Raw genomic sequence first — 24545 nt, 5'->3', positions numbered from 1 at the left:
ACTTTCGTGTTTAAACCACATTTCAGAGCCTTTGTTCTGCTCTTCTCACGATACACTAACGTGTATTCTTTTGCGGTCTTTTTTTCCGAAGTTCCGCCTCTTCCTGTCCGGTCGCTTCCACTCTCTCAAGTGAAAACTCTCAAACTGTTTACGGGTTCCTTTTCTCTCTTCTCGTTGTTTAATTTTCAAGGTCCTGTTTGTCTCAAAACCCGCTCCCCATCTGCCTTTCACGGCTTTGTGAAGCTTTTGTTTTTTGACCGCCTCTCGCAAGGCGCTTGATTATAATACCAAATCATTCCCCTTTTGTCAACCCCTTTTTTCCCTTTTTTTGAAAAAACTTTTCAAGGAGTTAACACGATGTGGTTTTAGCCCCATCAGTCCGGGCCATTCCGGCATTTGGCTTTCCCCTCTATTATGGAAAGGATATTGTTATTTTATTCCATTTTAAGGAAATTAGCAACAGCTTTTAAAAAAATTTTTTCTATTGATGGAAAAAATAACGGCTGATGAGCGACGCGCATTGGTAGAACATTGCCGAGCAATACCAGGCCGCTGCCAGCTGATAAAAAACAGTCAGCAGCATCCACCGCCGTTTCCCCATTTCACGGCGCATAACACTCATCGCACCGGCACAAGGGGGATATAGCAGCACAAATATCAAAAAGCTAATGGCTGCGGCCGGGGTAAAGGCTCCGGCTATGCCTGCCGGGTAAAGAATCGCCAGCGCCCCGACAACGTTTTCCTTCGCCAGCAGCCCAGCCGACAAAGCGACTGCGGCCTGCCAGGACCCAAAGCCACAGAGTGAAAATACCGGAGCCAGCCAGTGCCCAAGCGCAGCCAGAATACTTTGGGAAGCATCCGCGGCCGGGGCCAGCGCCGGGGTTAACGATTGCAGCAGCCAAAGCGTAATGGAGGCAAGCAGCAGCATGGTTCCCGCCTTTATCAAAAAATCCTTCAGCCGCTGCCACACATGCAGCCATAAATTACGCAACCCGGGCACCGTGTAATCCGGCAATTCCATAATAAATGGCTCGGGTTCTCCGCTCAAAACCGTATTTTTAAACAATAGCGCCGACAGCAGCGCCATTATGACGCCGAACAGATAGAGCCCCAAAATAACGGCTGCGGCGGCATTGGGAAAAAAGGCCGTGGCAAACAGTGTGTAAACCGGCATTTTGGCGCTGCACGAGAAAAATGGAAGGATCAGTGCCGTTAGACGCCGGTCCTTTTCTTTTTCCAGGATACGCGTCCCCAGCACGGCAGGAACCGTACAACCGAAGCCCATTAAGAGCGGTACGAACGCCCGGCCCGACAACCCCAGACGGCGCATAGGAGCGTCCATCAAAAACGCCACACGCGCCATATAGCCGCTGTCCTCCAACAGGGAGAGCAGGGCAAACAGCAGCAAAATACGCGGTAAAAAGGATGCGACCGAGCCGACTCCGGAGAGAACGCCGTCCACAAGCAGGGACCGTACCCATTGGGAAACCCCCAACCCCGTCAGCAGAGCATCCGCATTTTGGCAGAGTGCCGGCAGCAGCTGTGCAGACTCCAGCAGGGAGCCTAACGGCCCAAAGGTCAGGTAAAAAATAAGAAAAAGGATGGCAAAAAACAGCGGTATTCCCCAAAACCTATGTGTAAGCACCCTGTCCAGCTTCAGCGTTGTTTCACACCCCTTTGCCGGAGCTCTGCGGCAAGCCTGCGCCACTACCCGCTCTGCCCAGCGGTAACGGCTATCGGCCTCCGCCGCCTCCGGGTCCAGCCCCGGATCTTTGTCCAGCCTTGGGGCCAACGGCTGTAATCCAGCAGCGGCCCCTTGCCCGCAAACCCGGCGCAGCTCCTCAAAGCCAACGCCCTTGGCTGCCGTCACAGCCACTACCGGAACGCCAAGCGCCTGGCTCAGCCGTTCCGTCCGGTAGGCATAACCCTTGTGTTCCGCCGCATCCATTCGGTTCAGCACCACAATGACCGGGACCCCCAGCTGCAGCAGCTGAGAGGTCAAATACAGGTTGCGTACGGGATTTGCGGCATCCACAATGTTGAGAATAAAATCGGCTTGGCCGGATTTCAGGTACGCTCCCGCGATCCGTTCCTCCGGCGAATACGGCGCCAGAGAATACACGCCGGGCAGGTCCACAATTTCTGCCCTGATTTTTCCTAACGCGCACCAGCCCGTCTTACGTTCCACCGTTACCCCCGGCCAGTTGCCAACCGTCTGGCTACTGCCGGTTAACCGGTTAAACACCGTCGTTTTCCCACAATTAGGATTTCCCGCCAGCGCAATTCGCAACCGTCTTCCCTCTTTCTAATAAAATCGGCAATATTCCCTCATCTCTGTACAAAACCATTGCTATTCTGCTGCACGGCCCCGGCGTAAAATCCTGAGCCGCCCTTAACCGCCCTGATGAAAAAACACCGACACTGCCAGGCCAGAGGCGATGCAAGCGCTTAGATCCGCGAGCAGAGAAGCCGGCACCGTATGGCGCAGCTTTTTGACGCCCACCGCGCCATAGTAAACCGCTATGCAATAAAACGTCGTCTCCGTAGATGCCGACATCACCGATGCAACCCGGCCAATCCAGCTATCCGGGCCATAAGCGGTAAAAATCTGGCTTAAAATCGCGGTGGAGCCGCTGCCCGAAATAGGCTTGATCAGTGCCAGCGGCAGCACCTCCGCCGGGAGCCCCAGCGCATGGGCCACCGGGGACAAAAAAGAGGAGAAAATATCCAGCGCGCCCGATGCATTCAGCATGGTTATGCCCATCATCAGGCCGATCAATGGCGGCAGAATGGACACACAGGAACGGAGCCCCTCCCGCGCGCCGCTGACAAACGCGTCGAACACCGGCACCCGCTTCAGCAGCCCGAAGGCCAAAATAAGCCCAATAAATGCGGGCGCGACCCAAACGCCTATTTGTTCCACTTCTTGTTTCCACCCTTCTCAAAAATCCCTGCCGCCAGCAGTCCAACCGCAAGCGCCGCAACGGAAACCAGCCACACCGCCGGCATGATGTCAAACGGCGCTTGGGCTCCATATTGGGCGCGGAGTATTCCCAGGGTGGTGGGAATCAGCTGAATGGAAGCCGTGTTCAGCACCACAAAACGGACCATCGAATTGCTGGCGGCGCCGCTGCCATTGTCCAGAGCCTTCATTGCGGCAATACCCATTGGCGTCGCCGCATTGCCAATGCCCAAAAAGTTCGCCGTTAAATTCATTGAAACCGCGTGCATCGCCTCCGGCTTTTGCTTACAATCCGGGAACAATCGCCCGATAACGGGCCCCAGCGCTCGGCTTAGAAGGGTGGTCAGCCCGCCTGACTCGGCAATTTTCAGCAGGCCGGTCCAGGCTGCCATCATCCCCGCCATAGACAAAATTAACTCTACCGCCGACTGTGCGCCCTGGAATACAGCGGCGGACAGCTCCGGCATACGCCCGGTTATCACCGCGCAGAACAAGCTGACAATAATCATTCCAGCCCAGATTGCATTCAGCATAAAACGACCGACTCCCCTTCCGCATACTTGCTTTTCTTCTCAGGCCTGCCTTGAAAACCGGAGCAAATTGTAAAAAAGGCCGGCAAACCTTCTTTTTTTCACCGACAAAACGTACTCCTCTCGCGCTTTGTTTACAAACTGTATTTTTTTCGCCATAATATACAGATAAAGCGCATAAAAAGATCTGTGCATCTAGAAAATATTCATTTCCCGTTATTTTTTGCATTGCTATATATTGACAAAATTGGCAAAAACTACTATTATTGATGTAAGGACCTGGAAAATCCCTATTTCATGCTAAAACAGAAAGGACACGGATACTATGAAATCATTGGGAATTCTTCGGCCTATTGACAAATTAGGCCGAATCGTTATCCCCACTTCTTTGAGAAAATCCCTGAATTTAAACACGGATGATCCCATGGAAATTTATGTGGACGGCTCAAATATTATCTTGAAAAAATATGAACCGTCCTGTATCTTTTGCGGCGGGATGGAAAACATCATCACGTACAAGGGCCACAACATCTGTCAAAAATGCGCTCAGAAGATCAGCCTGCTCGGCGAGGAATGAGCCGGTTTTCACATGCAGGCATGCGGCGGCCCGCCTGCCTCTTTCCTTTTTTCCGCTGAGGGATATTTGGGGTCCGGTTAAGCCGGGCCCCTTTTATGCAGGTACGAGGCGGCTGTCCGCGAGAATAATCCATTCTACTAAGATGTATGACTTCCACCCGCCGCTTATGCCACCTTTCGGGTAGCCCCTTAGCGCCCGGCCAGGATGCAGCCAGCCCCCGATGTAGTGGTTTTCTACATCGGGGGCTGGCTGCATCCTAAATGGAAATAAAACAGCGAGGCCGGGTATAAGCTGAAAGCATCGGCCTTATTCTGACAAATACTCCTCGGCAAACTTAGCTGCTACCGCGCCGTCTGAAACAGCAGTCACAACCTGGCGCAACGGCTTTTCGCGCACGTCGCCGGCAGCAAAAACGCCGGGTATGTTTGTCTTGGTGCTCTCACCGGCAGCAATATAGCCGCCGGCATTCAGGGCCACCTGGCCCTGAACAAGCTTCGTGTTCGGCACGTTGCCCACCGCCACAAACACGCCGTCGCAGTCAATCATCGTATAGGTGCCGCTCTTCACATTTTTAACAGCGACAGCGGTAACCTTCTCCTGCGCGAGTATTTCTTCCACCGTCGTGTTCCACACAAATTCCACGTTTTCACAGCGCTGCAGCGGAGACAAATAGGCTTTGGACGCGCGCAGGGCATCGCGCCGGTGCACTAAATAAACCTTTTTACAGATTTTAGAGAGAAAAACCGCATCCGCGGCCGCGGTGTCCCCGCCGCCTACAACCACCACGGTTTTATCCCGGTAGAACATTCCGTCGCAGGTTGCGCAGTAGGAAACGCCCTTGCCGCGCAGGCTGCGTTCATTTGGCAGCCCAAGCTCACGCGGAGAAGCCCCCATGGCCAGAATAACCGCGCCCGCCTCATAAGCATTCTGTGCGGTATGCACCCGCTTCACCGGGTTTTCCAGCTCAACACGTTCAACCGCCTCCAGCCTGGTGGCAACGCCGAAGCGCTCCGCGCCCTGCTGCATCTGCATCGCTAGGTCAAACCCATTGACCCCCTGGGGAAAGCCGGGATAATTGTCAATGATATCCGTGGTTCCCATCTGTCCGCCGGGCGAGAGCTGCTCCAGCACCAGGCAGTCCAGCGCCGCACGGGCACAGTAGAGCGCCGCCGTATAGCCGCACGGGCCGCCGCCGATTACAATTACATCAAAACGTTTCTGTTCCAAATCGTCCCAATCCTTTCCAGCGCCGGGCTTCGGGGCCCCGGCTCAGTCCTCCAAGAACGCCTCATTCAGCCTTACGCCAAAGGCCTTCGCCAAATCCTTCAGGTTTTGTGTCGTGATGGTCTGGCGTTTGTGGTCCGTCATAGACAAAACCTTAACCAGAATCTCCGCGGACTTCTCCACGGTGTCCATCAAGCCGAAGGTCGCGTCAAAATCGCGGCCGGAGCAGAACATTCCATGGTGCGCCCAAATGGCTACATTATATTTTTTCATCAGTTCACTGGTTGCCTTGGCAATTTCGCCGCGGCCGGGAACCATCCAGCCCAGCACTCCCACACCCTGCGGGAAAACAACCGGGCACTCTGTGGCCATCTCCCACAATTCGCGGGTAAACACCTTATCTTCCAGCGGCAGCACATAGGTCAGGGCAATAATATTCGGCGGGTGCGCATGGTAGATGACGTGGTGCTCGCCGTTTGTAACCTCTTTTTTCACACTGTGGTTCATCAGGTGAGAGGGGAACTCGCTCGTCGGCGTACCGCCGTTATCCATTCCCCACACAATACGGTAGTTCTCGCCCTTTTCATCAATTTCCGTAAAGGCGATATTATCCTCCGGCGCTACACTGACATTGCGCAGAAATTTTCCGCTCCCTGTTGCAATAAAAAATTCACCCGCCAGATTTTTGACGGTCACGCCGATGGGCTGCCACTCCCTCGGTATAAAACGGGAACGCACGATATCGACTTCTTCCGGCCTTACACGGTAGGTCAAATTGCCCCCGTTGCGCTCATGCCAGCCCTTTCGGTATCCATCATCCGTCAAGCGGATAAACTCACGGACAAACTCGGCATCAACAATTCTCATTCCTTCATCTCCTTTTACAAGATTATTCGGTATTGCTAGTATGGTCAAGCTGGCCGCTCCTTTTTCAACCGTTGAAAAATAAAGAAGGGTTCAGCCTATTCCAGTTATACCTTTAATGACCTCCCCGGCCATAATCATGCCCGCAACCGGCGGGACAAAGGAACAGCTGCCCGGCGCCATACGCCCCGCCGTTCCCTTTTTTTCCGCGCCGTCCAATACTTCCCCGCAGAACGGCCGGGGCGCCTCCTTTGAATAAACCACCTTCAGCGAGGCAATTCCCCGGCGGCGCAGCTCCCTACGCATAACGCGGGCCAGCGGGCACCCGGAGGTCTGATAAATATCGGCCACCTCAAAGGCGCAGGGGTCGATCTTATTGCCTGTGCCCATGCAGCTGATAAGGGGCACGCCGGCAGCCTGGCAGCGCTCGGCAAGCAGCAGCTTTGCTGCAACCGTGTCTACGGCATCGACCACATAGGAAAACGTGGAAAAATCAAAAAGCCCGGCGGTGTCCTCCAATAAAAAGCAATCCCGCCGCTCTACGCGTGCCGCTGGGTTGATCTCTGCAATACGGTCCGCCATAACGTCCACCTTGCGCCTTCCCACTGTACGGTGGGTGGCAAGCAACTGCCGGTTGATATTGGTCAGCGCCACTTCGTCGCCGTCTACCAGCGCCAGCCGCCCCACGCCGCCCCGGGCCAGCGCCTCCGCCGTGTAGGAGCCGACGCCGCCAAGGCCGAATACCGCTACCGAGGCCTCCTTCAGCCGCTCCATCGCCGTGCTGCCAAAGAGCAGCTCCTCCCGTGAAAACTCATGCATCAGCCTGTTCCCTCCTGTCCCGGCTGGTCCTGTAAAATTCCAACCAGCCGCAGCAAATGCCTTGCATTTGCCGTCCTGCAGCGGCCGTCCTTTATGCGGTAGTCAAAGCAGATCCGATCCCCCTGGTAGCTCTCTTCAAAATGGAAATTTCGCGCCCGGATCACCGGGTCGCTTTCCAACGCGCAAAGCTCAAAATCATGCGTGGAAACCAGCGTCAAGCACCAGGACGACGACAGCCTCTTGACCGCCGCCGTTGCGCCGACGATCCGGTCCGCGGAATTTGTTCCCTTAAAAATTTCATCGATCAGGGCCATCATCGGCTTTCTCTCCTTCTGATAAGCCACCATGGCACGAATGCGCAGCAGCTCGGCATAAAAGGTAGAGATGCCGCGGCTTACATCATCCTCAACCCGCATGGAGGTAAACAGCTTCATCCGGGAGAGCGCCAGCCCAGCCGCACATACCGGCGCGCCGGCGTAGGCCAGCACCATATTTAAACCGATTGTCCGCAAAAAAGTGGTTTTTCCGGACATATTGGAACCCGTGATGATTACGGTTCCATGCGCCAGCCCGGCGTCGTTGGGAACCGCGTCCGTCTCTGCCAGCAACGGATGCCGCATTCCTTCAGCCCGGAACAGCGGCTCATCCGTGTCCACAATTTCCGGAAAGCAGACATTCTCCCGGACGAGCGCAGGAAGCTGTAGGCTTACACAGGCCTCTAGGCAAGCCACAGCCTCAAACCATCCGCGCAGGCTTGCACCATAGGTCTGTTTCCAGCGCGCGAAGGCCGCAGCGCAGTGATGGTCCCACAGCAGCAGGGACGCCGCCACCGCATAGGCAACCGGGTTATGCCGGAGCCGGACGGCAGCGCCGATGGTGCGCAGCTTTTTCAAGCCGCTGGCAGCGCCTGCGGCAATATGAGCCCTGTGGCCGGCGAGCAGGGCGCTGTGAAATTCCGTCTTTTCCAACAGCACAAACAGCGCCTCGTATTCAGTAAGATCCCGTTCTATTGAAAACAGCGGCGACAGCGCTCCTGTGTGACGGGTGTATGAGAACAGCGTAAGCCCCAGCTGCAGCAGCAAAAATGCGGCGCTGACCAAGGCCGGGATAAGCCCTGCCAGCGAAAGCCCCAGCAGAACCCAGGTCAGGGCGGGCAGGCCCCACATCAGCACCCGGGAGGCCGCGGAGGGCGGCGGCCCAGGCTGTACCGCTTTTTGTAAAAAATCCTCCTGCGCCGCCAGATCCGCATTTCCATTCCGCAGCAAGTGCAGCAGCGTCCGCAATTCCAATGAAAAACCGGCCTTTTCCACCAGCTCCTCCACAGCCTTCTGGCGTGCACGAAGCTCATCTGCCTCGGGAGGGTCGCTGCTGAGCCACTCCGCCAAAAGCCTTTTCCCCATCGGCGTACCCGCCGCGCACAAATATTGGTAGAGGGAACGCGGCCCAAAAACATCCAAATCCTCCAGGCGAGGGGCCTTTTCGTTTAAAAACGCTGTACCGTCCTCGGAAAAGCCGTGCCAGGAACTGTCAAAACACGCCAGCAGGCCCTGCAAAACCTGCCGCCTGGCCGCGCAGTACGCCTGCTTCAGCGCCACGCGGCGGTGGCAGGCCATCAAGCCCAAAAAAGCCGCCGCCAGCGCAGCCGCAGGCGCATATCCCCATGCCTGCCCGCCAAACCAGGCCAGGCAAAGGCAAAAAAGCACCAGTAAAAAGCAGACCAGCCGCAGCGCGCTGACCTGGTTGTAGCGCCGGGCCAGCAGGCGCCCCCGCTCCTGTTCCGCCTTCAATTGAGCCGCATAGACCTCTTGCTTCATAAAGCGCCCCCTTTTTCACCGCCCGGCACGGTCTTTAAAAAATCCGGTAAGATATGTTCGTCAAACAGCTGCTGCGCATCCGCACGCCCCAGCTGATAGAGCGCGCGCAAAACCTGGGGGTCCTTCTCAAAGCGCCCCATCTTAACAACCCGGCCCGGCGCCAGCACAAGGGCCTTTCCCTGCCGCTCCAGCTCCGACAAAGCGTCCAGGGCCCGGTTATATACCTCGTGGCGGGTATCCAACGCCTTGACAAGCTTGGGATAGCCCCGGTATTTCCGCCGGTAAATCAGCGCTCCCCGCTGGGGACGCTTGCGGTACCCGCGCGGACGCGTCAGCACAACCACCAGCTTTTCACACCCCTGCTCCAGCGCCCGTTCAAACGGAATCGGAGCCGCCGTACCGCCGTCAAGATACTCCTTCCCTTGGTAACGCACAATCGGTGAAAAAACGGGCAGCGAAGAGGAGGCTTTAAGCACATCGCAGTTTTTTTGCAGGTGCTCTGCGCCAAAATAATCCGTTATACCGGCATTAATATCAAACACACCGACCTCCAGCGCCGTGGGCGCACGCTGGAGCGCCTGATAATCGAACGGATCCAGGCGGTTTGGAATCTCATCAAAAATAAAGTCCAGCCCAAAGAGCGATTTTCCCCGTATAAAGTTGGACATACTGAGATAGCGCTTATCGCCAAGATAATCCAGATTAACGCGGACACCCCGCCCCTCCTGGCCGGAGAGGTACGACGCCATGTTCGCGGCGCCCGCCGAAACCCCCACGGAGTAGTCTAAATAAAAGTGATGCGCCATAAAGCAATCCAGTACGCCGACGGTATACAGCCCCCGCATTCCGCCGCCTTCTAAAACCAAACCCGTTTTCACCGCTAAAAACCTCTTTACTTTATTTTCTATGCATGTGGCCTTGACCGAATATCACGAATAACGGAAACTGAATTTTCTGATATATTCCGCCGTTTCAGCAAACCTTGTCCAACAGCCTCCATGCCTCCAAGGCAGAAATTTTCCATTTTAAAGAGCATGCCCTTTAAAAATAAGTATAACATTTCATTCGCAGAGAATCAACCAAACACCGTTTTTAAACAAAACATCTCTTTCCGCCTGTGCGAGATTGTGCTATACTGATTTTAAATAATCAAAAACGCGGCCCAACGGCCCAGCACCTTACTTTTGAACAACAATAACAGGAGGAACCAGGATGAATCAGCTTACCCAGGCCCTGCTATACTGCTTAGCCGGTACCGGCTTCACCTTTTTTTGCACCGCCGCCGGCGCCGCTGTCGTATTTCTTTTAAAAGGAGATCAAAGTTGGCTTTCAGCGCGTCTTTCTGGGGTTTGCCGCCGGTGTCATGATTGCGGCCAGCGTTTGGAGCCTGCTAATTCCGTCCATTGAAATGGCTGAGGAGCAGGGAGGAATCCCTTGGATTCCCGCGGCGGGCGGCTTTTTGCTGGGCGCGCTGTTCCTGCTTGCTCTGGACAGCCTGATGCCCCACCTGCATCCGGGCTCCGCCGAGGCGGAGGGGCTGCCCAGCGGGCTGGGCAAAAGCACCCTGCTGGTTTTGGCCGTCACTCTGCACAATATCCCTGAGGGCATGGCGGTTGGGCTGACCTGTGCCCTGAGCGCCACGGCGGTCTCCGGCGCCGCGGCCCCCGGCATTGCCGTCGCCAGCGCGCTGGCGCTTTCCCTCGGCATGGGCCTGCAAAATTTTCCCGAGGGCGCGGCCATCTCCCTGCCCCTGCGCCAGGAGGGCTTCAGCAAAACAAAAAGCTTTGCCCTGGGCGCTCTCAGCGGCATTGTCGAGCCCATTGGGGGGATTCTCGCCGTTTTGATTGCCGGTTCCATCACGCCGCTGATGCCGTGGTTCCTTTCCTTCGCCGCCGGAGCCATGATTTACGTTGTCGTTGAGGAGCTGATTCCGGAAGCGCATCTGGGCGAGCACAGCAACGCCGGAACCATTGGCGTGTTGGCAGGGTTTGTTATTATGATGATTTTGGACGTGGCCCTCGGGTGACCCAATTCCCCGAAAAATTCAGGCCGCGGAAAGGGAGGCGCCCGCATGGCGATTAACCGGTATATGAAGGCTGCCCTTGCGGCGCTTTCGTACGCGGATATTGACATAAAAAAGAATTACAAGCTCATCCGCAAAATTGAAACCGCGGCCAAAAAACCGCGCCTGAAGCTGATGTACCAAATGTGGGACCACAAAATCGAGGGCTGCGGCCATGAAATCCCCGTTCGGATCTTTTTGCCGGATAAGGAACGAGTCGCCTACCCCGTGCTGCTGTTTTTCCACGGCGGCGGCTGGGTAACCGGCAATATCGACAGCTACAGCAAGGTGTGCCAGGAATTGGCGCGCCATACCCGGCATACCGTGGCGGCTGTGGATTACCGCCTTGCGCCGGAGCATCGCTTTCCAGCCGGCCTGATGGACTGCTACCGGGCCGCGCGGGAGCTTTTCACCCAGCCGGGCCTGCTGGGCGTCACCGCCGGCGAAATCACCATAATCGGCGACAGCGCAGGCGGCAACCTGGCGGCGGCGGTCTCCCTCATGGCGCGCGACCGGGGCGAATTTCAGCCGCGCCGCCAAATTCTCATTTACCCGGCAACGGCAAGCGACCACAGCGCGGCCTCGCCCTTTGCCTCAATTCGGGAAAACGGAACCGGATACCTGCTGACCGCCAAGCGCGTCCAGGACTATATGGACCTGTATATCCGTACCGACAGCGACCGCCGGGATCCTTACTTTGCGCCCCTGGCTGCCCGGGACCTCTCCCGGCAGCCGGACACGCTGATTATCACCGCGCAGTATGACCCCCTCCGCGACGAAGGGGAGGCCTACGGACGCCGTCTGACGGCAAGCGGAAACCGGGTTGAGATGTACCGCATGCCGGACGCGCTCCACGGCTTCTTCTCCCTGCCGCCGCGGTTCATTCAGGTACGCAAAAGCTATGCCATGATACAGCACTTTCTGGGAGGTGGATCTGTTTGAACCGTAAGAAAATTAGGAACTGGAGCCCGCTGGACAACGCGGCTAAAATTTTCCCGCCGACCAGCGACGAAGCCGACCCCAAGGTCTTCCGCTTTTCCTGCTGCCTGACGGAGCGGGTGGAAGAGCCGCCGCTTCAGCGTGCGCTGGCGCAAACGCTGGAGGAATTTCCCAGCTTTCGCAACGTCCTTAAACGCGGCGTTTTTTGGTATTACCTCGAGGAAAACAGCATTCGCCCGCTGGTAAAAAGGGAGGATATGCCGCCCTGCAGCCTGATTTACCGTGCGGCCTCCCCCGCTTTGTTTCGGGTCACCTGGTTTGAGCATAAAATCAGCCTGGAGGTTTACCACGTTTTAACCGATGGCACCGGCGCGATGCAGTTTTTTAAGCTGCTGCTCTGCTATTACCTCAAGGAGCGCCACCCCGAAGCGCTGCAGGGCTATACGCCGCTCATCGACTACAGCGCCTCCCGCGGTGAGAAGGGGCGCGACAGCTTTGACCAGTACTACAACCGCCGGATCAAGGGCAAAAATGCTCCCGACAAGCCCGCATACCAGCTCCGGGGGCCGGGCAGCCCCGAAGGCCGCCTACAGGTTATTGAGGGGCTGGTTCCCGCGGACCGGCTGCTACAGGCCGCACATCGCCGCCATGCAACGCTCACCGTGTTTTTAACCGCTGTGCTGATGCAGGCCGTTGAGGGCGTTATGCGCGTGCGGGATAAAAAAAAGCCGGTCACCATTACGGTTCCGGTCAACCTGCGCAATTTTTTTGAGTCCCAATCCGCGCGGAATTTTTTCAGCATCATCAATGTCGCCTACAGTTTTCAGGGCCGGGAGCCTGATCTGGATGAAATTGTGCAATCCGTCGGTATGGATTTTAAACAGCGGCTCACGCAGGAGTTCTTGCAGAACCGCCTGAACGCGCTCTCCAGCCTAGAGCACAACCCCATTGCCCGCGTTGTGCCGCTGCCGGTCAAGGATTTCTTTATGAAAGCCGCCTATAATATATCGGAACGCAATTATACCGCTGCGCTCTCCAATATCGGCAGGGTGGATATGCCGGCGGAGGTTCAACCCTATATCTCCTATTTTGACGTCCTCACCAGCACGAAAAAACTGCAGCTGTGCATTTGCTCCTATCAAAACGTGCTGGCGCTGTCGTTTTCCTCCGCGTTTGCCGGCACGGACGTCCAGCGCCTTTTTTTCCAACAGCTTACCGCGCTGGGCATTCCGGTTGAAATTTGCTCCAATATTGAGGGAATCCCCCCGGAGGAGGCGCCGAACCCATGAAATACTGCCATAATTGCAAGGTACTCATCCATGGTGCGCCCGGCAAATGCCCGCTGTGCCAGAACAACACGATGTCTCCCCCGGCCGGCATGCAGCGCCCGGTCAATGCGGATTACGCCGACTACCCCGCTGTCCCGCTCAAGGCGCCGCAAATGCACCTGTTTCTGCGCGTCCTGCTGCTCTGCAGCGCGGTGAGCGGCATCGTCTGCACCGTCATCAATCTAATTTTCATAGAAACCGGCCTCTGGTGCCTGTTCGTGCTTGCCGGCATCGCCTGTGTGTGGATCAACCTCTACTTTTTCATCCGCAAGCGCAAGAATATCATTAAAAACATTACCTATCAACTGATTTCTGCCTCTATCCTTGCCGTTTTGTGGGACCTGTTTACAGGCTGGCGCGGCTGGTCCATTGACTTTGTCCTGCCCATTGCCGCCGCCTGCGCGCTCGTACTGCTCATGGTGCTGACCCCTGCACTGAAAATTGCCGCCGCTGACGCCGTGCTTTATGTGGGCGCCTTTATTGTGCTGAGCTGGGTTTCAATGATTCTATGGTTAACGGGATGCCTGCATGTGGTTTTCCCCACACTGATTTGCTTTGGCATCGGCCTGATTTCGCTCGCCGTCCTGCTTATTTTCGCCGGGAAGCCGATTATGGCTGAAATCCGCCGTCGGTTCCACGTGTGAGGCCGGCGCGGTGAGGGCCGCCCGGCTCGCGCGGAGCAAGGCCTCCCGCTCTGCCGGAAGCATCGGCGGCGGCGCAGCCAGCTGATCCGCCGTGGAAAACTCCGTCATGTAGCGCCAATAACGCTTCGGCATATGGCCCATGCGGCATTTGGGGTTATGCCGCCCTTCCACTTCAACCGTCCGGTAAAACATCCGCCACAGCTCCCGGTATTTTTGCTCTTCCGCGTCCGGGCCGGGCAGTTCAAAATGCTCAACCGGCATAATCCGGGCCTCATACGGCTGGTAAACAAGGGCCGCGCCATGGGTGCGGTCATAAATCAAGAAGCGCTCCTCCGGGTAGCGTTCGCAAAAATGCTGTCCGAGCAAGGGCAGCACAAAGTTGTTCGGTGCAATCTCCGCGGCCAGGTTGCCCTTAAAATCTGAAAAACGCAGAAATTCCAGTGTAAGATGGTTCTCGTTATACAAATAACGGACAGCGGCATTCAGCCGGTGAACGGTTTCGTCGGCAAGCATTTCCGTAATACTCGGCCCCGCCCGGAAGCCTTTGCGCAAAAAGATGAGCATGTGGTATTCCTTTCGAGGCAGGCAGGTTAAAAAAACATCCTGGACGAGGCGCATTGCGTCCCGTCCTATTTTTTGCGGAATGGCGGCACGCACCCGCGCTGCCTTTTCCTCCACCGTCTCAATTTCCCTGGTGGAAAAAAGCATAGTCTGCCCCTCCTCGGGCGGAAGAACGTCCGCGGGAATCTCCTTGCGTTCGTAGCTTTCAAAGACACAGCACAGAAGTCCTTCAAAGCTGCCGTCATAACGGTAGACTACAGTTGGCCTGTCAGGCATTTGCGCACATCCTCCTGGGTCAGCCGCCCCGCCCCGCTGTTGTCGAAGAGCGACAGCTGCTGATTTTTTTGTATCCGGTCAAGCGCGGTATTGGAAATCAGCGACCGCAGCGCCGCATCCTCCGTAATTTTCAAGCCCTCGTTCACCCTGCCGTTACAGGTGATAAAGTACTGGGCCCGCTTCAGCACAATCCCTAATTTTTTCAGGCCGGAAAAATCAAGCTTGGAAACACGGCGTGTACGGACAATCCGTTTTGCGCTGGTCACCCCGATGCCCGGCACACGCAGCAGCATCTCATAGGGCGCCCGGTTGACCTCTACGGGAAAAAGCTCCATGTGGTTTACCGCCCAATTACACTTGGGGTCCAAGTAAGGGTTAAAGCTCTGATGCCGCTCGTCCAGGATTTCTCCTGCGGTAAACCCGTAAAAGCGCAGCAGCCAATCGGCCTGGTAAAGCCGGTGCTCCCGCAGAAGCGGAGGCTTGACATCCCGTGCGGGCAGCAGCGCGCTTTCATTCATGGGGATATAGGCCGAAAAAAATACGCGCTTCAATTTATATTTGCGGTAAAGCCCCTGCGTCAAATTTAAAATCTGATAATCGGTATCCGGGGTTGCCCCGATGATCATCTGCGTACTTTGCCCGGCCGGGGCAAAATGGGGCGCATGGCGGTATTTCACCAGCTCCGTGCGGCTGCTGGCGATCTTTTCGCTGAGAAAGCCCATTGGCCTCAGGATGGAAACCTTGGATTTATCCGGCGCCAACAGCTGAAGGCTCTGCTGCGACGGCAGCTCGATATTTACGCTCATACGGTCCGCGAGTAAGCCGAGGCGTTCCAGCAGGGCGCTGTCCGCGCCGGGGATTGCTTTTGCGTGGATATAGCCGGCAAAATGGTATTCCTCCCGAAGCACCCGCAGCGTCTCGATCATCCGCTCACAGGTGTAATCCGGGTTCTTCAAAACGCCGGAGCTTAGAAACAGCCCTTCAATGTAATTACGGCGGTAAAAATTGATGGTGAGGTCCGCAAGCTCCCGAGGGGTAAAGGAAGCCCGGGGCACATCGTTGGATCGGCGGTTGATGCAATATTGGCAGTCGTACGCGCAGGCGTTGGACATCAGCACCTTCAGCAGGGAAATACAGCGCCCGTCACCGGCAAAGCTGTGGCAAATTCCACAGGCCGCAGCGCTTCCGATCTGCCCCTTCTGCGCCTTCCTGTCCACGCCGCTCGAGGTACAAGCCACGTCGTATTTTGCGGCGTCCGTCAATATTTTTAATTTTTCAAACAGATCCATAGCCAGTCCCCCAAAGCGTCCAATCGTTCTATAAATTGCAAAACTTTGTTCTATTTTAGTATAGCACGAACAAATATTCTTGTAAACCCATTGTAAAAATATTTCTCTTTTTTCCAGTGTAAGGATTGACTTTTTCTTCAGAAAAAGTCAATATATAAAGAGGCTATATGAAGAGCCTCTCTTTTTTCCGGTAATTCGGGATGGATTCGGAAAGGCTGAAGAGGTTCTTTTTGTTGTTATTTTTTTACCATCATTTTAAATGATACGTTCCATCTTTATACAGTGCTCGAGCATCAGGAGGCGGCAAGTATATGAAGCTTGAAAAAAACAGTGTTTTCCTATTGCAGGGCGATTCCATCACGGATTTTTACCGCACGGAACCGCCCATTAACGCTCAGTGGCACCTGCTGGGCCGGGGCTACCCCCAATATGTGGAGGCGCTGCTGGACAGCCGCTACCCGGAGCGCCATATCCGGGTTATAAACCGAGGCGTCAGCGGCGACACCAGCAAAACCCTGAAGGCGCGTTGGCAGGCCGATACCTTCGAGCCAAGACCCGACTGGGTATCCATCCTGATTGGAATTAACGATGTCTGGCGCCAGTTTGATCTGCCAATGGAGCCTGAACTCCACGTCAGCCCGGCGGACTACCGCAGAAACCTGGAGGAGCTGATTGAAACGACGCTGCCGAAGGTCAAGGGGCTGGTTCTGATGGCCCCGTTTTATATGGAGCCCAACCGCGACGACGCCATGCGCCGAATGACGGAGCAGTATGCGGCTATTGTCCGCGAACTGGCACAAAAGTACCAGACCGTGTTTGTCGGCCTGCAAGCTGAATTTGACCGCTATTTTCAGTTCTACAATACCAATGCCATGTCCTGGGACCGTGTTCACCCCAACCATGTGGGGGCTATGATAATTGCCCGTGCCCTGCTGGATGCCATTGGCTTTGATTGGAACCATGTTCCCGGTGCGGAGGATTGACCGCCACCCTATTATATTGATTAGAAACGAGGAAAAAGGATGAAAGAGCCGATTCTTGTCGTCATGGCTGCCGGAATGGGCAGCCGGTACGGCGGCTTAAAGCAGATTGACCCCGTGGGCCTGCATGGAGAAATCATTATAGACTATTCGCTCTACGATGCCTACCTCGCCGGATTCCGCCGGGTTATCTTTATTATCAAAAAAGACAACGCCGGTATTTTCCGCGAGGTGATCGGCAGCCATATTGATTCGCTCATGGAAGCGCATTACGTCTACCAGACTCTTGACGATCTGCCCGACGGCTACGCCGTCCCGGCCGGACGTGAAAAGCCCTGGGGCACCGGCCACGCCGTGCTGGCCTGCCGCAATATTGTGGACGCCCCCTTTGCCGTCATTAATGCCGACGATTTTTACGGGCGCGACGCCTTTGAGCAAATCTTCGCCTTTCTCTCCCAAGCACGGGACGACGGCCTTTACCGCTACGCCATGGTCGGCTACCCGCTGAAAAACACCATTACCGAGTCCGGCTCCGTAGCCCGGGGCATATGCTCCGTGGAAAACGGCGTCCTGGCCGGTATAGAGGAACATACGCGCATCGAACGCCGCAATGGGAAAATTGAGTTTACGGAGGACGGCGGAAACACCTGGCGGGAATTGGCGCCGGACACCACGGTTTCAATGAACCTATGGGGCTTTACCCCCAGCCTGCTGCAAGAGCTTGGCAGCCGTTTCCCCTCCTTTTTGGACAAAATTCTGCGGGAAAACCCACTGAAGGGCGAGTACTTTCTCCCCTCTATTATCAACCTACTGCTGGAAGAGGGCAAGGCCGAGGCGCGTGTGCTGCGCTCGGGCGACCAATGGTTCGGCGTTACCTACCGTGAAGATAAGCCACGCGTTCAGGCCGCTATCCGGCAGCTAATCGCCGACGGGCGTTATCCCGAATATCTGTGGAAAGGCCTGGGAAACAAATGACACAACCAACCCCTGAGCGTATTGAATCGCTCCTGACCCGGTACGATTTCAACGGCGCGGTATGCCATATCGACGCCTTCGGCAATGGGCATATCAACGACACCTTCCGCATTGTGGTCGCCATGCCGGACGGCACGACCTCCCTGTGGATTTTACAGCGCATCAACACGGTGGTATTTCAGGATGTCGCCGCGCTGATGAACAATATCAGCAGCGTTACCGCTTTTATGCAAAAAAAGATCGCGGCGCGCGGCGGCGACCCGCTGCGGGAAACCCTGACGCTGCTGCCGAGCACGGACGGGCATATTTTTATTACCGATGAGTGCGGGGACAGCTGGCGCGTATATCGTTTTATTGAAAACGCCACCTCCTTTCAATCGGCGGATTCCAATATCTTCTACGAATCCGCACGGGCCTTCGGCAATTTCCTGCAGCTGCTCTCCGATTATCCGGCGCAGACCCTAACGGAGATCATTCCTCATTTCCACGACACCCCGGCGCGTTTCCGCGCCTTTATCCGGGCCGTGAAGGAGGATAAGCTGGGCCGGGCCGCCTCCGTCCGGCGTGAGATCGAGTTTCTGCTGGACCGTGAAAACGAGGCCGCCGCGCTGACCGCATTGCTGGACGAAGGAAAGCTGCCGCTGCGCGTAACCCACAACGACACCAAGCTGAACAACGTATTAATCGACGACCGCACCGGGCGCGGGCTCTGTGTTATCGATCTGGACACCGTCATGCCCGGCAGCGCGCTCTATGATTACGGCGATTCCATTCGCTTCGGCGCCAGTACCGCGGCAGAGGATGAACCGGACCTCTCCCGTGTAGAAATGAGCATGGACCTCTTCGAGGCCTATACCGACGGCTATTTGGAGACAGCCGGCAGCGCCATGCCGCCGCTGGAAAAAGAGCTGATGCCCATGGGCGCCAAGATGATGACGCTGGAATGCGGCATGCGTTTCCTGACCGATTACCTAGAAGGCGACCACTACTTTAAAATTCACCGCGAGGGACAAAATCTCGACCGGGCGCGCACACAGCTGAAGCTTGTAGCGGACATGGAGTCCAAATGGTCCGATATGCAGCATATTGTCGCCCGTTTTTCATAAGCGCCGGGTTCCTGCTCTATTGCGGAAAGCTCTAACCCGGGCGCAAAAGCGGCCGTTGCATTGGGCCTGCTGCACCGGCTGAAAAAACACTCATAACAAAAAAGCAAAAGCCGTCCATGCGTTTAAACGCACGGACGGCTTTTGGCGGTTGCAGGCCTGACCCCTAAATTCGCTTGACAAAGCAAACGACCCGGTTTGCCTCCTGAAAGCCGCAAGCCTTATGGAAAGCCAGGCTTTGATGATTTTCCAGCTCACAGTCGCTGGCAAACTCCCGGCAGCCCTGTGCCCGCGCCCACCACTCACAGGCCTCCAGCAGCAGCGCGGCAAGGCCCTTTCCCCGCGCCCCACCGTCAACAAAAATCCCCTCCAGGTAGCCTACCGGGCTTTCGGAGGTTCCCTCCACATAATCGCGCCGCAGCTGGCACTGCGCAAATCCCACTGCCGCGCCGCCCTCAAAGGCCAAAAAGAAGGCAGCTTCGCGCGTTTGGAGCAGTCCGTTTATTTCTGCTTCCAGTTCCGCCCGCTCATGGCCGGGCCACAGCTGAAGCGCCAGCTCTACAACAGCGCCAATATCTCTTTCTTCCGCTTTTCTAATCATTGCCAACAACCTCCTATTTTAATTACAGCCTTTCAAAAGCTCCCTGGTTTCTTCACCGGAGAGCTGTCCCCTTGATAAAATCATTCACTACGCCGCGTCTTCCAAATTCATAAGCCTATAAACCGGCGTTTCGCTCCCTGCACACATGGCCCGCCTGCCGGAAGTAAATCAAAAAGGGCGCGGACATGAAAGCCATGCCGCACCCAAAAACAATAGACGGATAAAAATTGCAAGCGCTGCTACAAATACCGCTTAAAGGCTGTAAAAGCCGCTTGCCAGCGTATGCTTTGTGAAGGAGCCGTCCTCATGCGGGACATATACCTCCGCTGTCGTATTCGCCGGGATCATTACCTTGAAGTGGCCGCCAACCTTATAATCCACAGAAATTTTACCATAAACGGTTTCCACCTCTCCCTTTGCCCAGGGGACGATTGGCGTTACCACCGGCTTGACGGTAAAGGTTTTATAGCCCGGCGACGTCTTCTTAATGCCCAGGACATCCTCATAGAACCAGAGCGAGAAGGCGCCCTTGAAGGGATGGTTCAGCGACTGGTTGTGTGTCGAAAGCGTAAAGCTTTCCCACAAGGTGGTGGCGCCCATCTCAATTTGTGCGCCGAAAGAAGGATATGTTCTGCTGTTCAGCGTTTTATCCAGCACCTCATAGTAGCCGAACTCAGACATAAATTTGTAGATATAGCGCAGTCCTATATGGCCGCAGGTGACATGATAATCATGGTTGATGATATCCTGTGCGCACCAGGCCGCCATCGCCGCTTTTTCCCCCTCGGGATAGAGGCCGAGCTCTGCGCAGAACGAGGTCAGCGTCTGCGTACCGTAGCAATGGTTCTCAGCGTCATAGTATTTTGCGAGGAAGACTTCCTTGACCTTTGCCGCCAGGCCTGCGTAACGTTTTTCGTCTTCAGCCTTACCGAGCACCTGGGCGGTCTGCGCCATGATGCAGAGGCCATAATAATAATAGGCGGTTGAGGTCTCAAAATACTGCTGTGCCGGGTCATAGCCGTAAGGCGCGCACCAGTCCGCCAATTTATACGGATGATCATTGTAGATATAATCGGTGGTATTGGCCTCCATATAGGCTGTATAGGCGGCCATCTCATCATAATACTTTTCCAGAATAGAGCGGCAGCCATAGGCCTGGTAGCAGTTCCACGGAACCGTGAGCATAGCGGTGCCCCATGCGGGTACCGTGTCGCCGCAGCCGCGCTTGCCGGGAGCAATATTGTTATAAATACCATGCTCGCGGTGGGCGGTAACAATGTCGTCGATATATTTGTCCCAGAACAGCTGAGCGTCCCACATCACCATGGAGGTATCCGCAATGATATTGGCGTCGCCGGTCCAGCCGCATTTTTCACGGGCCGGGCAGTCTGTCGGAACGCTGTGAATATTGGAGGTAAAGGTGTTGCGGAACAGCTCCTGCATTTGGTTGAGAACCGGCATTGCGCAGACAAAGTCAGCCTTGGGTGCGAGGTCTGTGTGCGCCTTCAGCCCGGTCAGCGTTTCCACCGTTACATCCGCATGCGCGCCGGTCAGCTCCACATAGCGGAAACCAAAATAGATAAACTTCGGCTCCCATACAATTTCGCCCGTTTTACCAAAGATATAACGCAGGGTCTGTACGCCGCGGATGTGGAAAACGCCGGTACTGTCCACATCGACCATACCGTCTTCTGTGACTGCCTCGCCGAAGCGCATCACAACCTCGTTGCCGGGTGTGCCGGATATCTTCAGCCGCACATAGCCGGCGGAATTTTTACCCATGTCGAACACAAAGACGCCGTCCTGCGGCTTTGTCAGCGCCACGGGCTTCAACTCCTGTGTCACGCGAACCGGCGGCATCAGCTGCGGAACCAGCTTGCCCTTGGGTGCATTGTCCGGCACAACGGAGAACCAGCCGTCCTCGCTATGGCCGTAGAGGTCCCAGCCGGGCTGCTCCATGCGGCCGTCATAGGTTTCGCCGACATAGATGTTGTTCATGGTGATCGGCGAATAGAAGGTCTTCCAACCGCCGTCGGAAACAATATATTGCTTCACGCCGCTTTTATAGGTGATCTCCAGCTGTAACAGCAGGCAGGGGTCGCCATATATGCCGCCGCCCTCCATGAGCTGCGACTGATGGTACCAGCCGTCTCCAAGCACTACGCCCAACGCGTTGCCGCCGTTCCTGATCTGGCTGGTAACGTCATAACCGACATAAAAAACCTTCTGCGGGAACTCGGTGATGCCAGGGTCGAGCACATGGTCGCCAACCTTCTCGCCGTTGATGGTCAGCTCGTAAAAGCCCAGCCCGCTGATGTACACCTTAGCCTTGGCAACCTCGCTGCAAACTAAAAACTCGCGCCGGTACTGCATGGCCCAGTTTGTAATATAACGGCTGCCCGCGCTGATCCACTGCGCCTTCCAGTCCTCCGGGTTCAGCAGGCCGGTTTCAAACCAATCCGCCTCTGAGGTATGTGTGGTGCCAGTAGAATCCGTAACCGCCACATTCCACCAATAACGGGTCGAGCTCTTCAGCTCCGCCGGCAGCTCAATGTCCACACTTTGGTCCGACAAAACCTCTCCGCTGCACCAAACGTCGGCAGCAGCCAGCTTTTCCCTGCTGGTTGCGACGCAGATTTTATAAGCTGTCTGCGCAAAGCCGCCCGTCACCCCGGTGGTCACGCTCGCGGGGTCGGTTCCCACCTTCCAGGAAAGGCGCGGCGCACGGTCAACAATAATCGGGTTGACCAGGCTGTCACAATATAAGGTAAAATTCATCTTGACTCCTCCCAAATAAAGCTCTTATTGAAGGGTTTCCTCCCATAATTATAACGAAACGTTTTTGTTATGCAATGGCTTTTTAAAGATTTGTCGCCAAAAATTCGATGAAATTTTTCTACAATATTACCAAAAAATTCTGTCAGTACCGCTCCTTCTCTATAAAACATAAAAACAGAACGGTGTAGCCTATAAACTGCACCGTTCCGTTTTTTCACACGGTTATTCTTCAGCCGGTTACCCGACAATGACCTTCCCCTCCGGCAGCACCGCACCGCTCTTATGGTTTTTATGGGTAGACAGCGCCAGCCCCAGAGACACCGGGCCTACGCGCCCGATAAACATTGCGAAGCTAAGCGCAATTTTAGAAACCGGGCTCAAAAACTGCGTCATATTGGCGGTAAGCCCAACGGTAGCAAAAGCGGAAACCGACTCAAACAGCGCGTCGATTGCCGAAACCGGATGCTGGCCGTTCGTAGCCATAATCACGCCGCTGGTGACAAATACCACCAGAAAAGCCAGCCCTAAAATGGTCAGGGCCCGGTAAACAATGGCCTTGTCAATTCTGCGCTTACTGAGAATGGTGTCGTCATAGCCGCGTATAACGCTGACCACCGTGGAAATCAGAATAATAAACGTCGTCACCTTCAAGCCGCCGCCTGTAGAGGCGGGCGCCGCGCCGATGAACATGAGGAATATGGTAGACAGCTTTGTAACATCATGCGTTTGACCCATATCCACAGCGGCAAACCCGGCAGTCCGCGCGCTCGCGGACTGGAAGAAGGAAATATTCAGCTTTTCAAAAAAGTTATGCCCTTGAAGGGTGTTGTCATATTCCAGAACAAAAAAGAGAACCGTTCCCAAAACAAGCAGAAAAAGCGTCATCTTGAGAACAATAGAGGAGTGAAGGTTCAGGTGCCCCCTCGTTTCTTTTTTCAAGCGCGGCTGGATCTTTTTGATGTAAATATCATTGATAACGATAAAGCCGAGGCCGCCCAGGATAATTAGGCCCGCAATGGTCAGGCAGACCAGCGGGTCGTCCGCATAGCCCGTCATGCTCCCATCCTTCCAGCGAAAGCCCAGGATGTCAAAGCCTGCGTTGCAATAGGCCGACACCGCTTCAAAAACAGAAATCCATATGCCCCTCAGCGGGCCGTAATCCCCAATAAAGCGAATGGACAGCAGGCCCGCCCCAATCAGCTCGCTCGAAAATGTAAAAACAAGAATCATCCGTACCAAGCGGATAACATCAATCGTATTTCCCGCCGTATTCTCCGTTGCAAGCTGTAAATCCCGCAGGCCCAGCTTACGGCGCACCAAAATGGTAAAGCCTGTGGTAAAGGTTACCACGCCCAGCCCTCCTGTTTGAATCAGGCCAAGGATGATGATCTGGCCGAAAAGACTCCAATGCGTCCAGGTGTCAAATGGCACCAGGCCCGTCACGCAGGTCGCAGATGTTGCGGTAAACAGGGCGTCTACAAAAGAGGTTGCCCGGCCATCCCGCGCGGCCGCCGGGGTCATCAGCAGCAGGGTTCCCACTAATATAATCAGAAAAAAGCTGACAACAATCAGCCTGACGGGGGGCATGGCCTTGATACGCTTCATTAACGACGGACTTTCACTCACTCCAAAGCACCTCTAAAATTAATAATCAGTCATTTTCCCTTTACGGTTAATGGGAGACGCCACGCCCATTTTTATAGGCCCCCATGGCCTTTTCCAGCGCTACAAGCAGCGGCAGGCCCAGTACATAGCAAACAGCCAGCTCGCCCAGCCCCACGCTGAGCGCGTTCGCCAAGAAGGCCGGAAACACAAAGCCGCCTGGCGACACAATGGTAATTTCCACACCGACAATCAGGGCGTTGAACAGAACCGGCGGCAGCGGCGCCAAAATCGGAATGCCCTTCACGCGGATATTACGCACCATGTAAGTCGTCAGCGCGGCCAGCAGGGTAGCGGCCGTACCAAAAATAATATCCAGCGCCCCCATACTGCTCCATAAATTGGAGAGCAGGCAACCGACGGCAAGACCAGGCACCGCCGCCGGCGTCAAAACCGGCAGAACCGTCAGCGCCTCAGAAAAGCGGAACTGCACGGGGCCATAGGCCAGGTTCAGCATCATTGCCAGCAGCGTCAGCACCGTATAGCCGGCGGCAATCATGGCGGCCTCTGTCAAAAAGCGTACGCGGGTATTTCTTTTCATTCTTTTTCCTCCGTAG

The 24545-nt window shown here is 55.5% G+C and carries 21 protein-coding genes and 2 pseudogenes; 9 read left to right on the top strand and 14 right to left on the bottom strand.

The features are described from left to right. On the top strand, positions 1–279 hold a 279-nt coding region (locus DPQ25_RS14930), incomplete at its 5' end, for a hypothetical protein (protein ID WP_207657317.1). Between the two features lie 202 nt (positions 280–481). Here DPQ25_RS14930 and feoB read toward each other — a convergent pair. From feoB to DPQ25_RS12620, 3 genes are all read right to left on the bottom strand, one after another. Continuing rightward, positions 482–2290, bottom strand: coding sequence for a ferrous iron transport protein B (gene feoB, locus DPQ25_RS12630; protein WP_112333532.1), 1809 nt, complete (start codon positions 2288–2290; stop codon positions 482–484). Positions 2291–2392: 102 nt separating this feature from the next. Next, complete coding sequence (locus DPQ25_RS12625) at positions 2393–2923, bottom strand: spore maturation protein (RefSeq protein WP_177577074.1); 531 nt, start codon at positions 2921–2923, stop codon at positions 2393–2395. Then, positions 2911–3495: a nucleoside recognition domain-containing protein gene (locus DPQ25_RS12620; RefSeq protein WP_112333531.1), complete on the bottom strand. Its 585-nt coding sequence runs from the start codon at positions 3493–3495 to the stop codon at positions 2911–2913. Before DPQ25_RS12620 ends, DPQ25_RS12625 begins: the two co-directional genes overlap by 13 nt. A gap of 322 nt (positions 3496–3817) precedes the next feature. Here DPQ25_RS12620 and DPQ25_RS12615 point away from each other — a divergent pair, with 322 nt between their 5' ends. Further along, the gene (locus DPQ25_RS12615) at positions 3818–4069 is read left to right on the top strand and encodes an AbrB/MazE/SpoVT family DNA-binding domain-containing protein (RefSeq protein ID WP_112333530.1); all 252 of its coding nucleotides are present in this window, start codon (positions 3818–3820) and stop codon (positions 4067–4069) included. A 306-nt stretch (positions 4070–4375) separates the two neighbouring features. On the opposite strand, the gene trxB is transcribed toward DPQ25_RS12615, so the two are convergent. The 5 genes from trxB to DPQ25_RS12590 form a co-directional block, all read right to left on the bottom strand. After that, entirely contained in the window at positions 4376–5296 is a 921-nt protein-coding gene (gene trxB / locus DPQ25_RS12610; protein ID WP_112333529.1) for a thioredoxin-disulfide reductase, read from the bottom strand. Positions 5297–5338: 42 nt separating this feature from the next. Next, positions 5339–6160: a rhamnulose-1-phosphate aldolase gene (rhaD, locus tag DPQ25_RS12605; protein ID WP_112333528.1), complete on the bottom strand. Its 822-nt coding sequence runs from the start codon at positions 6158–6160 to the stop codon at positions 5339–5341. A 90-nt stretch (positions 6161–6250) separates the two neighbouring features. Beyond that, positions 6251–6979 (bottom strand): tRNA threonylcarbamoyladenosine dehydratase, encoded by a 729-nt coding sequence (locus DPQ25_RS12600; RefSeq protein ID WP_112333527.1) that lies wholly within the window; start codon positions 6977–6979, stop codon positions 6251–6253. Then, positions 6976–8790: a MutS-related protein gene (locus DPQ25_RS12595; RefSeq protein ID WP_112333526.1), complete on the bottom strand. Its 1815-nt coding sequence runs from the start codon at positions 8788–8790 to the stop codon at positions 6976–6978. Before DPQ25_RS12595 ends, DPQ25_RS12600 begins: the two co-directional genes overlap by 4 nt. Further along, a complete protein-coding gene (locus tag DPQ25_RS12590; RefSeq protein ID WP_112333525.1) occupies positions 8787–9668 on the bottom strand; it encodes a patatin-like phospholipase family protein in 882 nt (293 codons plus the stop codon). The genes DPQ25_RS12595 and DPQ25_RS12590 overlap by 4 nt, the downstream gene beginning before the upstream one ends. Positions 9669–10002: 334 nt before the next feature. On the opposite strand from DPQ25_RS12590, the pseudogene DPQ25_RS12585 reads away from it, so the two are divergent. The 4 genes and pseudogenes from DPQ25_RS12585 to DPQ25_RS15085 all read left to right on the top strand — a co-directional run. Beyond that, a pseudogene (locus tag DPQ25_RS12585) lies at positions 10003–10816 on the top strand (ZIP family metal transporter). A gap of 51 nt (positions 10817–10867) precedes the next feature. Continuing rightward, on the top strand, positions 10868–11794 hold the full coding sequence (locus tag DPQ25_RS12580; protein ID WP_112333539.1) for an alpha/beta hydrolase: 927 nt from the start codon (positions 10868–10870) through the stop codon (positions 11792–11794). Beyond that, positions 11791–13080 carry a hypothetical protein gene (locus DPQ25_RS12575; protein ID WP_112333524.1) on the top strand — a complete coding sequence of 430 codons (1290 nt, stop codon included), beginning with the start codon at positions 11791–11793 and terminating at the stop codon, positions 13078–13080. Before DPQ25_RS12580 ends, DPQ25_RS12575 begins: the two co-directional genes overlap by 4 nt. Next, positions 13077–13700, top strand: a pseudogene (locus tag DPQ25_RS15085) (DUF6320 domain-containing protein); the annotation flags it as partial. The gene DPQ25_RS12575 and the pseudogene DPQ25_RS15085, both read left to right, overlap by 4 nt. Here the strand turns inward: DPQ25_RS15085 and DPQ25_RS12570 are convergent. Both DPQ25_RS12570 and DPQ25_RS12565 read right to left on the bottom strand, forming a co-directional pair. After that, complete coding sequence (locus DPQ25_RS12570; protein ID WP_112333523.1) at positions 13632–14600, bottom strand: TIGR03915 family putative DNA repair protein; 969 nt, start codon at positions 14598–14600, stop codon at positions 13632–13634. The pseudogene DPQ25_RS15085 and the gene DPQ25_RS12570 sit on opposite strands and share 69 nt — an antisense overlap. Next, positions 14579–15889: a putative DNA modification/repair radical SAM protein gene (locus DPQ25_RS12565; RefSeq protein ID WP_112333522.1), complete on the bottom strand. Its 1311-nt coding sequence runs from the start codon at positions 15887–15889 to the stop codon at positions 14579–14581. The genes DPQ25_RS12570 and DPQ25_RS12565 overlap by 22 nt, the downstream gene beginning before the upstream one ends. A 311-nt stretch (positions 15890–16200) precedes the next feature. Here DPQ25_RS12565 and DPQ25_RS12560 point away from each other — a divergent pair, with 311 nt between their 5' ends. The 3 genes from DPQ25_RS12560 to DPQ25_RS12550 are packed head-to-tail and all read left to right on the top strand — an operon-like array spanning position 16201 to position 18950. Continuing rightward, complete coding sequence (locus DPQ25_RS12560) at positions 16201–16872, top strand: SGNH/GDSL hydrolase family protein (protein ID WP_112333521.1); 672 nt, start codon at positions 16201–16203, stop codon at positions 16870–16872. 39 nt (positions 16873–16911) lie between these two features. Continuing rightward, positions 16912–17844, top strand: coding sequence for a nucleotidyltransferase family protein (locus DPQ25_RS12555; protein ID WP_112333520.1), 933 nt, complete (start codon positions 16912–16914; stop codon positions 17842–17844). Then, a complete protein-coding gene (locus DPQ25_RS12550) occupies positions 17841–18950 on the top strand; it encodes a phosphotransferase enzyme family protein (protein WP_112333519.1) in 1110 nt (369 codons plus the stop codon). The genes DPQ25_RS12555 and DPQ25_RS12550 overlap by 4 nt, the downstream gene beginning before the upstream one ends. Before the next feature lie 163 nt (positions 18951–19113). Here the strand turns inward: DPQ25_RS12550 and aac(6') are convergent, their stop codons facing one another. The 4 genes from aac(6') to DPQ25_RS12525 all read right to left on the bottom strand — a co-directional run bounded on the left by aac(6') (position 19114) and on the right by DPQ25_RS12525 (position 24529). Continuing rightward, the gene (gene aac(6'), locus DPQ25_RS12545) at positions 19114–19548 is read right to left on the bottom strand and encodes an aminoglycoside 6'-N-acetyltransferase (protein ID WP_112333518.1); all 435 of its coding nucleotides are present in this window, start codon (positions 19546–19548) and stop codon (positions 19114–19116) included. Positions 19549–19800: 252 nt separating this feature from the next. Continuing rightward, a complete protein-coding gene (locus DPQ25_RS12540) occupies positions 19801–22326 on the bottom strand; it encodes a family 78 glycoside hydrolase catalytic domain (RefSeq protein WP_112333517.1) in 2526 nt (841 codons plus the stop codon). A 237-nt stretch (positions 22327–22563) separates the two neighbouring features. Further along, positions 22564–23931: a TrkH family potassium uptake protein gene (locus tag DPQ25_RS12530; protein WP_112333515.1), complete on the bottom strand. Its 1368-nt coding sequence runs from the start codon at positions 23929–23931 to the stop codon at positions 22564–22566. 67 nt (positions 23932–23998) lie between these two features. Beyond that, positions 23999–24529 carry a QueT transporter family protein gene (locus DPQ25_RS12525; protein ID WP_112333514.1) on the bottom strand — a complete coding sequence of 177 codons (531 nt, stop codon included), beginning with the start codon at positions 24527–24529 and terminating at the stop codon, positions 23999–24001. Between the last annotated feature and the right edge of the window lie 16 nt (positions 24530–24545).

Origin of the sequence: Hydrogeniiclostridium mannosilyticum, from assembly GCF_003268275.1 — a bacterium.
Classification (GTDB): Bacteria; Bacillota; Clostridia; order Oscillospirales; family Acutalibacteraceae; genus Hydrogeniiclostridium; species Hydrogeniiclostridium mannosilyticum.
The sequence above is the reverse complement of the archived record's forward strand: the minus strand, read 5'-3'. Positions and strand labels throughout refer to the sequence as shown.

What these genes read in the sequence shown, in the direction of transcription:
- DPQ25_RS12620 (WP_112333531.1), bottom strand. Translation starts at nt 3,495, where the DNA reads ATGCTGAATGCAATCTGGGCTGGAATGATTATTGTCAGCTTGTTCTGC.
- DPQ25_RS12615 (WP_112333530.1), top strand. Translation starts at nt 3,818, where the DNA reads ATGAAATCATTGGGAATTCTTCGGCCTATTGACAAATTAGGCCGAATC.
- rhaD (WP_112333528.1), bottom strand. Translation starts at nt 6,160, where the DNA reads ATGAGAATTGTTGATGCCGAGTTTGTCCGTGAGTTTATCCGCTTGACG.
- DPQ25_RS12595 (WP_112333526.1), bottom strand. Translation starts at nt 8,790, where the DNA reads ATGAAGCAAGAGGTCTATGCGGCTCAATTGAAGGCGGAACAGGAGCGG.
- DPQ25_RS12570 (WP_112333523.1), bottom strand. Translation starts at nt 14,600, where the DNA reads ATGCCTGACAGGCCAACTGTAGTCTACCGTTATGACGGCAGCTTTGAA.
- DPQ25_RS12565 (WP_112333522.1), bottom strand. Translation starts at nt 15,889, where the DNA reads ATGGATCTGTTTGAAAAATTAAAAATATTGACGGACGCCGCAAAATAC.
- DPQ25_RS12560 (WP_112333521.1), top strand. Translation starts at nt 16,201, where the DNA reads ATGAAGCTTGAAAAAAACAGTGTTTTCCTATTGCAGGGCGATTCCATC.
- DPQ25_RS12555 (WP_112333520.1), top strand. Translation starts at nt 16,912, where the DNA reads ATGAAAGAGCCGATTCTTGTCGTCATGGCTGCCGGAATGGGCAGCCGG.
- DPQ25_RS12550 (WP_112333519.1), top strand. Translation starts at nt 17,841, where the DNA reads ATGACACAACCAACCCCTGAGCGTATTGAATCGCTCCTGACCCGGTAC.
- DPQ25_RS12540 (WP_112333517.1), bottom strand. Translation starts at nt 22,326, where the DNA reads ATGAATTTTACCTTATATTGTGACAGCCTGGTCAACCCGATTATTGTT.
- DPQ25_RS12530 (WP_112333515.1), bottom strand. Translation starts at nt 23,931, where the DNA reads ATGAAGCGTATCAAGGCCATGCCCCCCGTCAGGCTGATTGTTGTCAGC.
- DPQ25_RS12525 (WP_112333514.1), bottom strand. Translation starts at nt 24,529, where the DNA reads ATGAAAAGAAATACCCGCGTACGCTTTTTGACAGAGGCCGCCATGATT.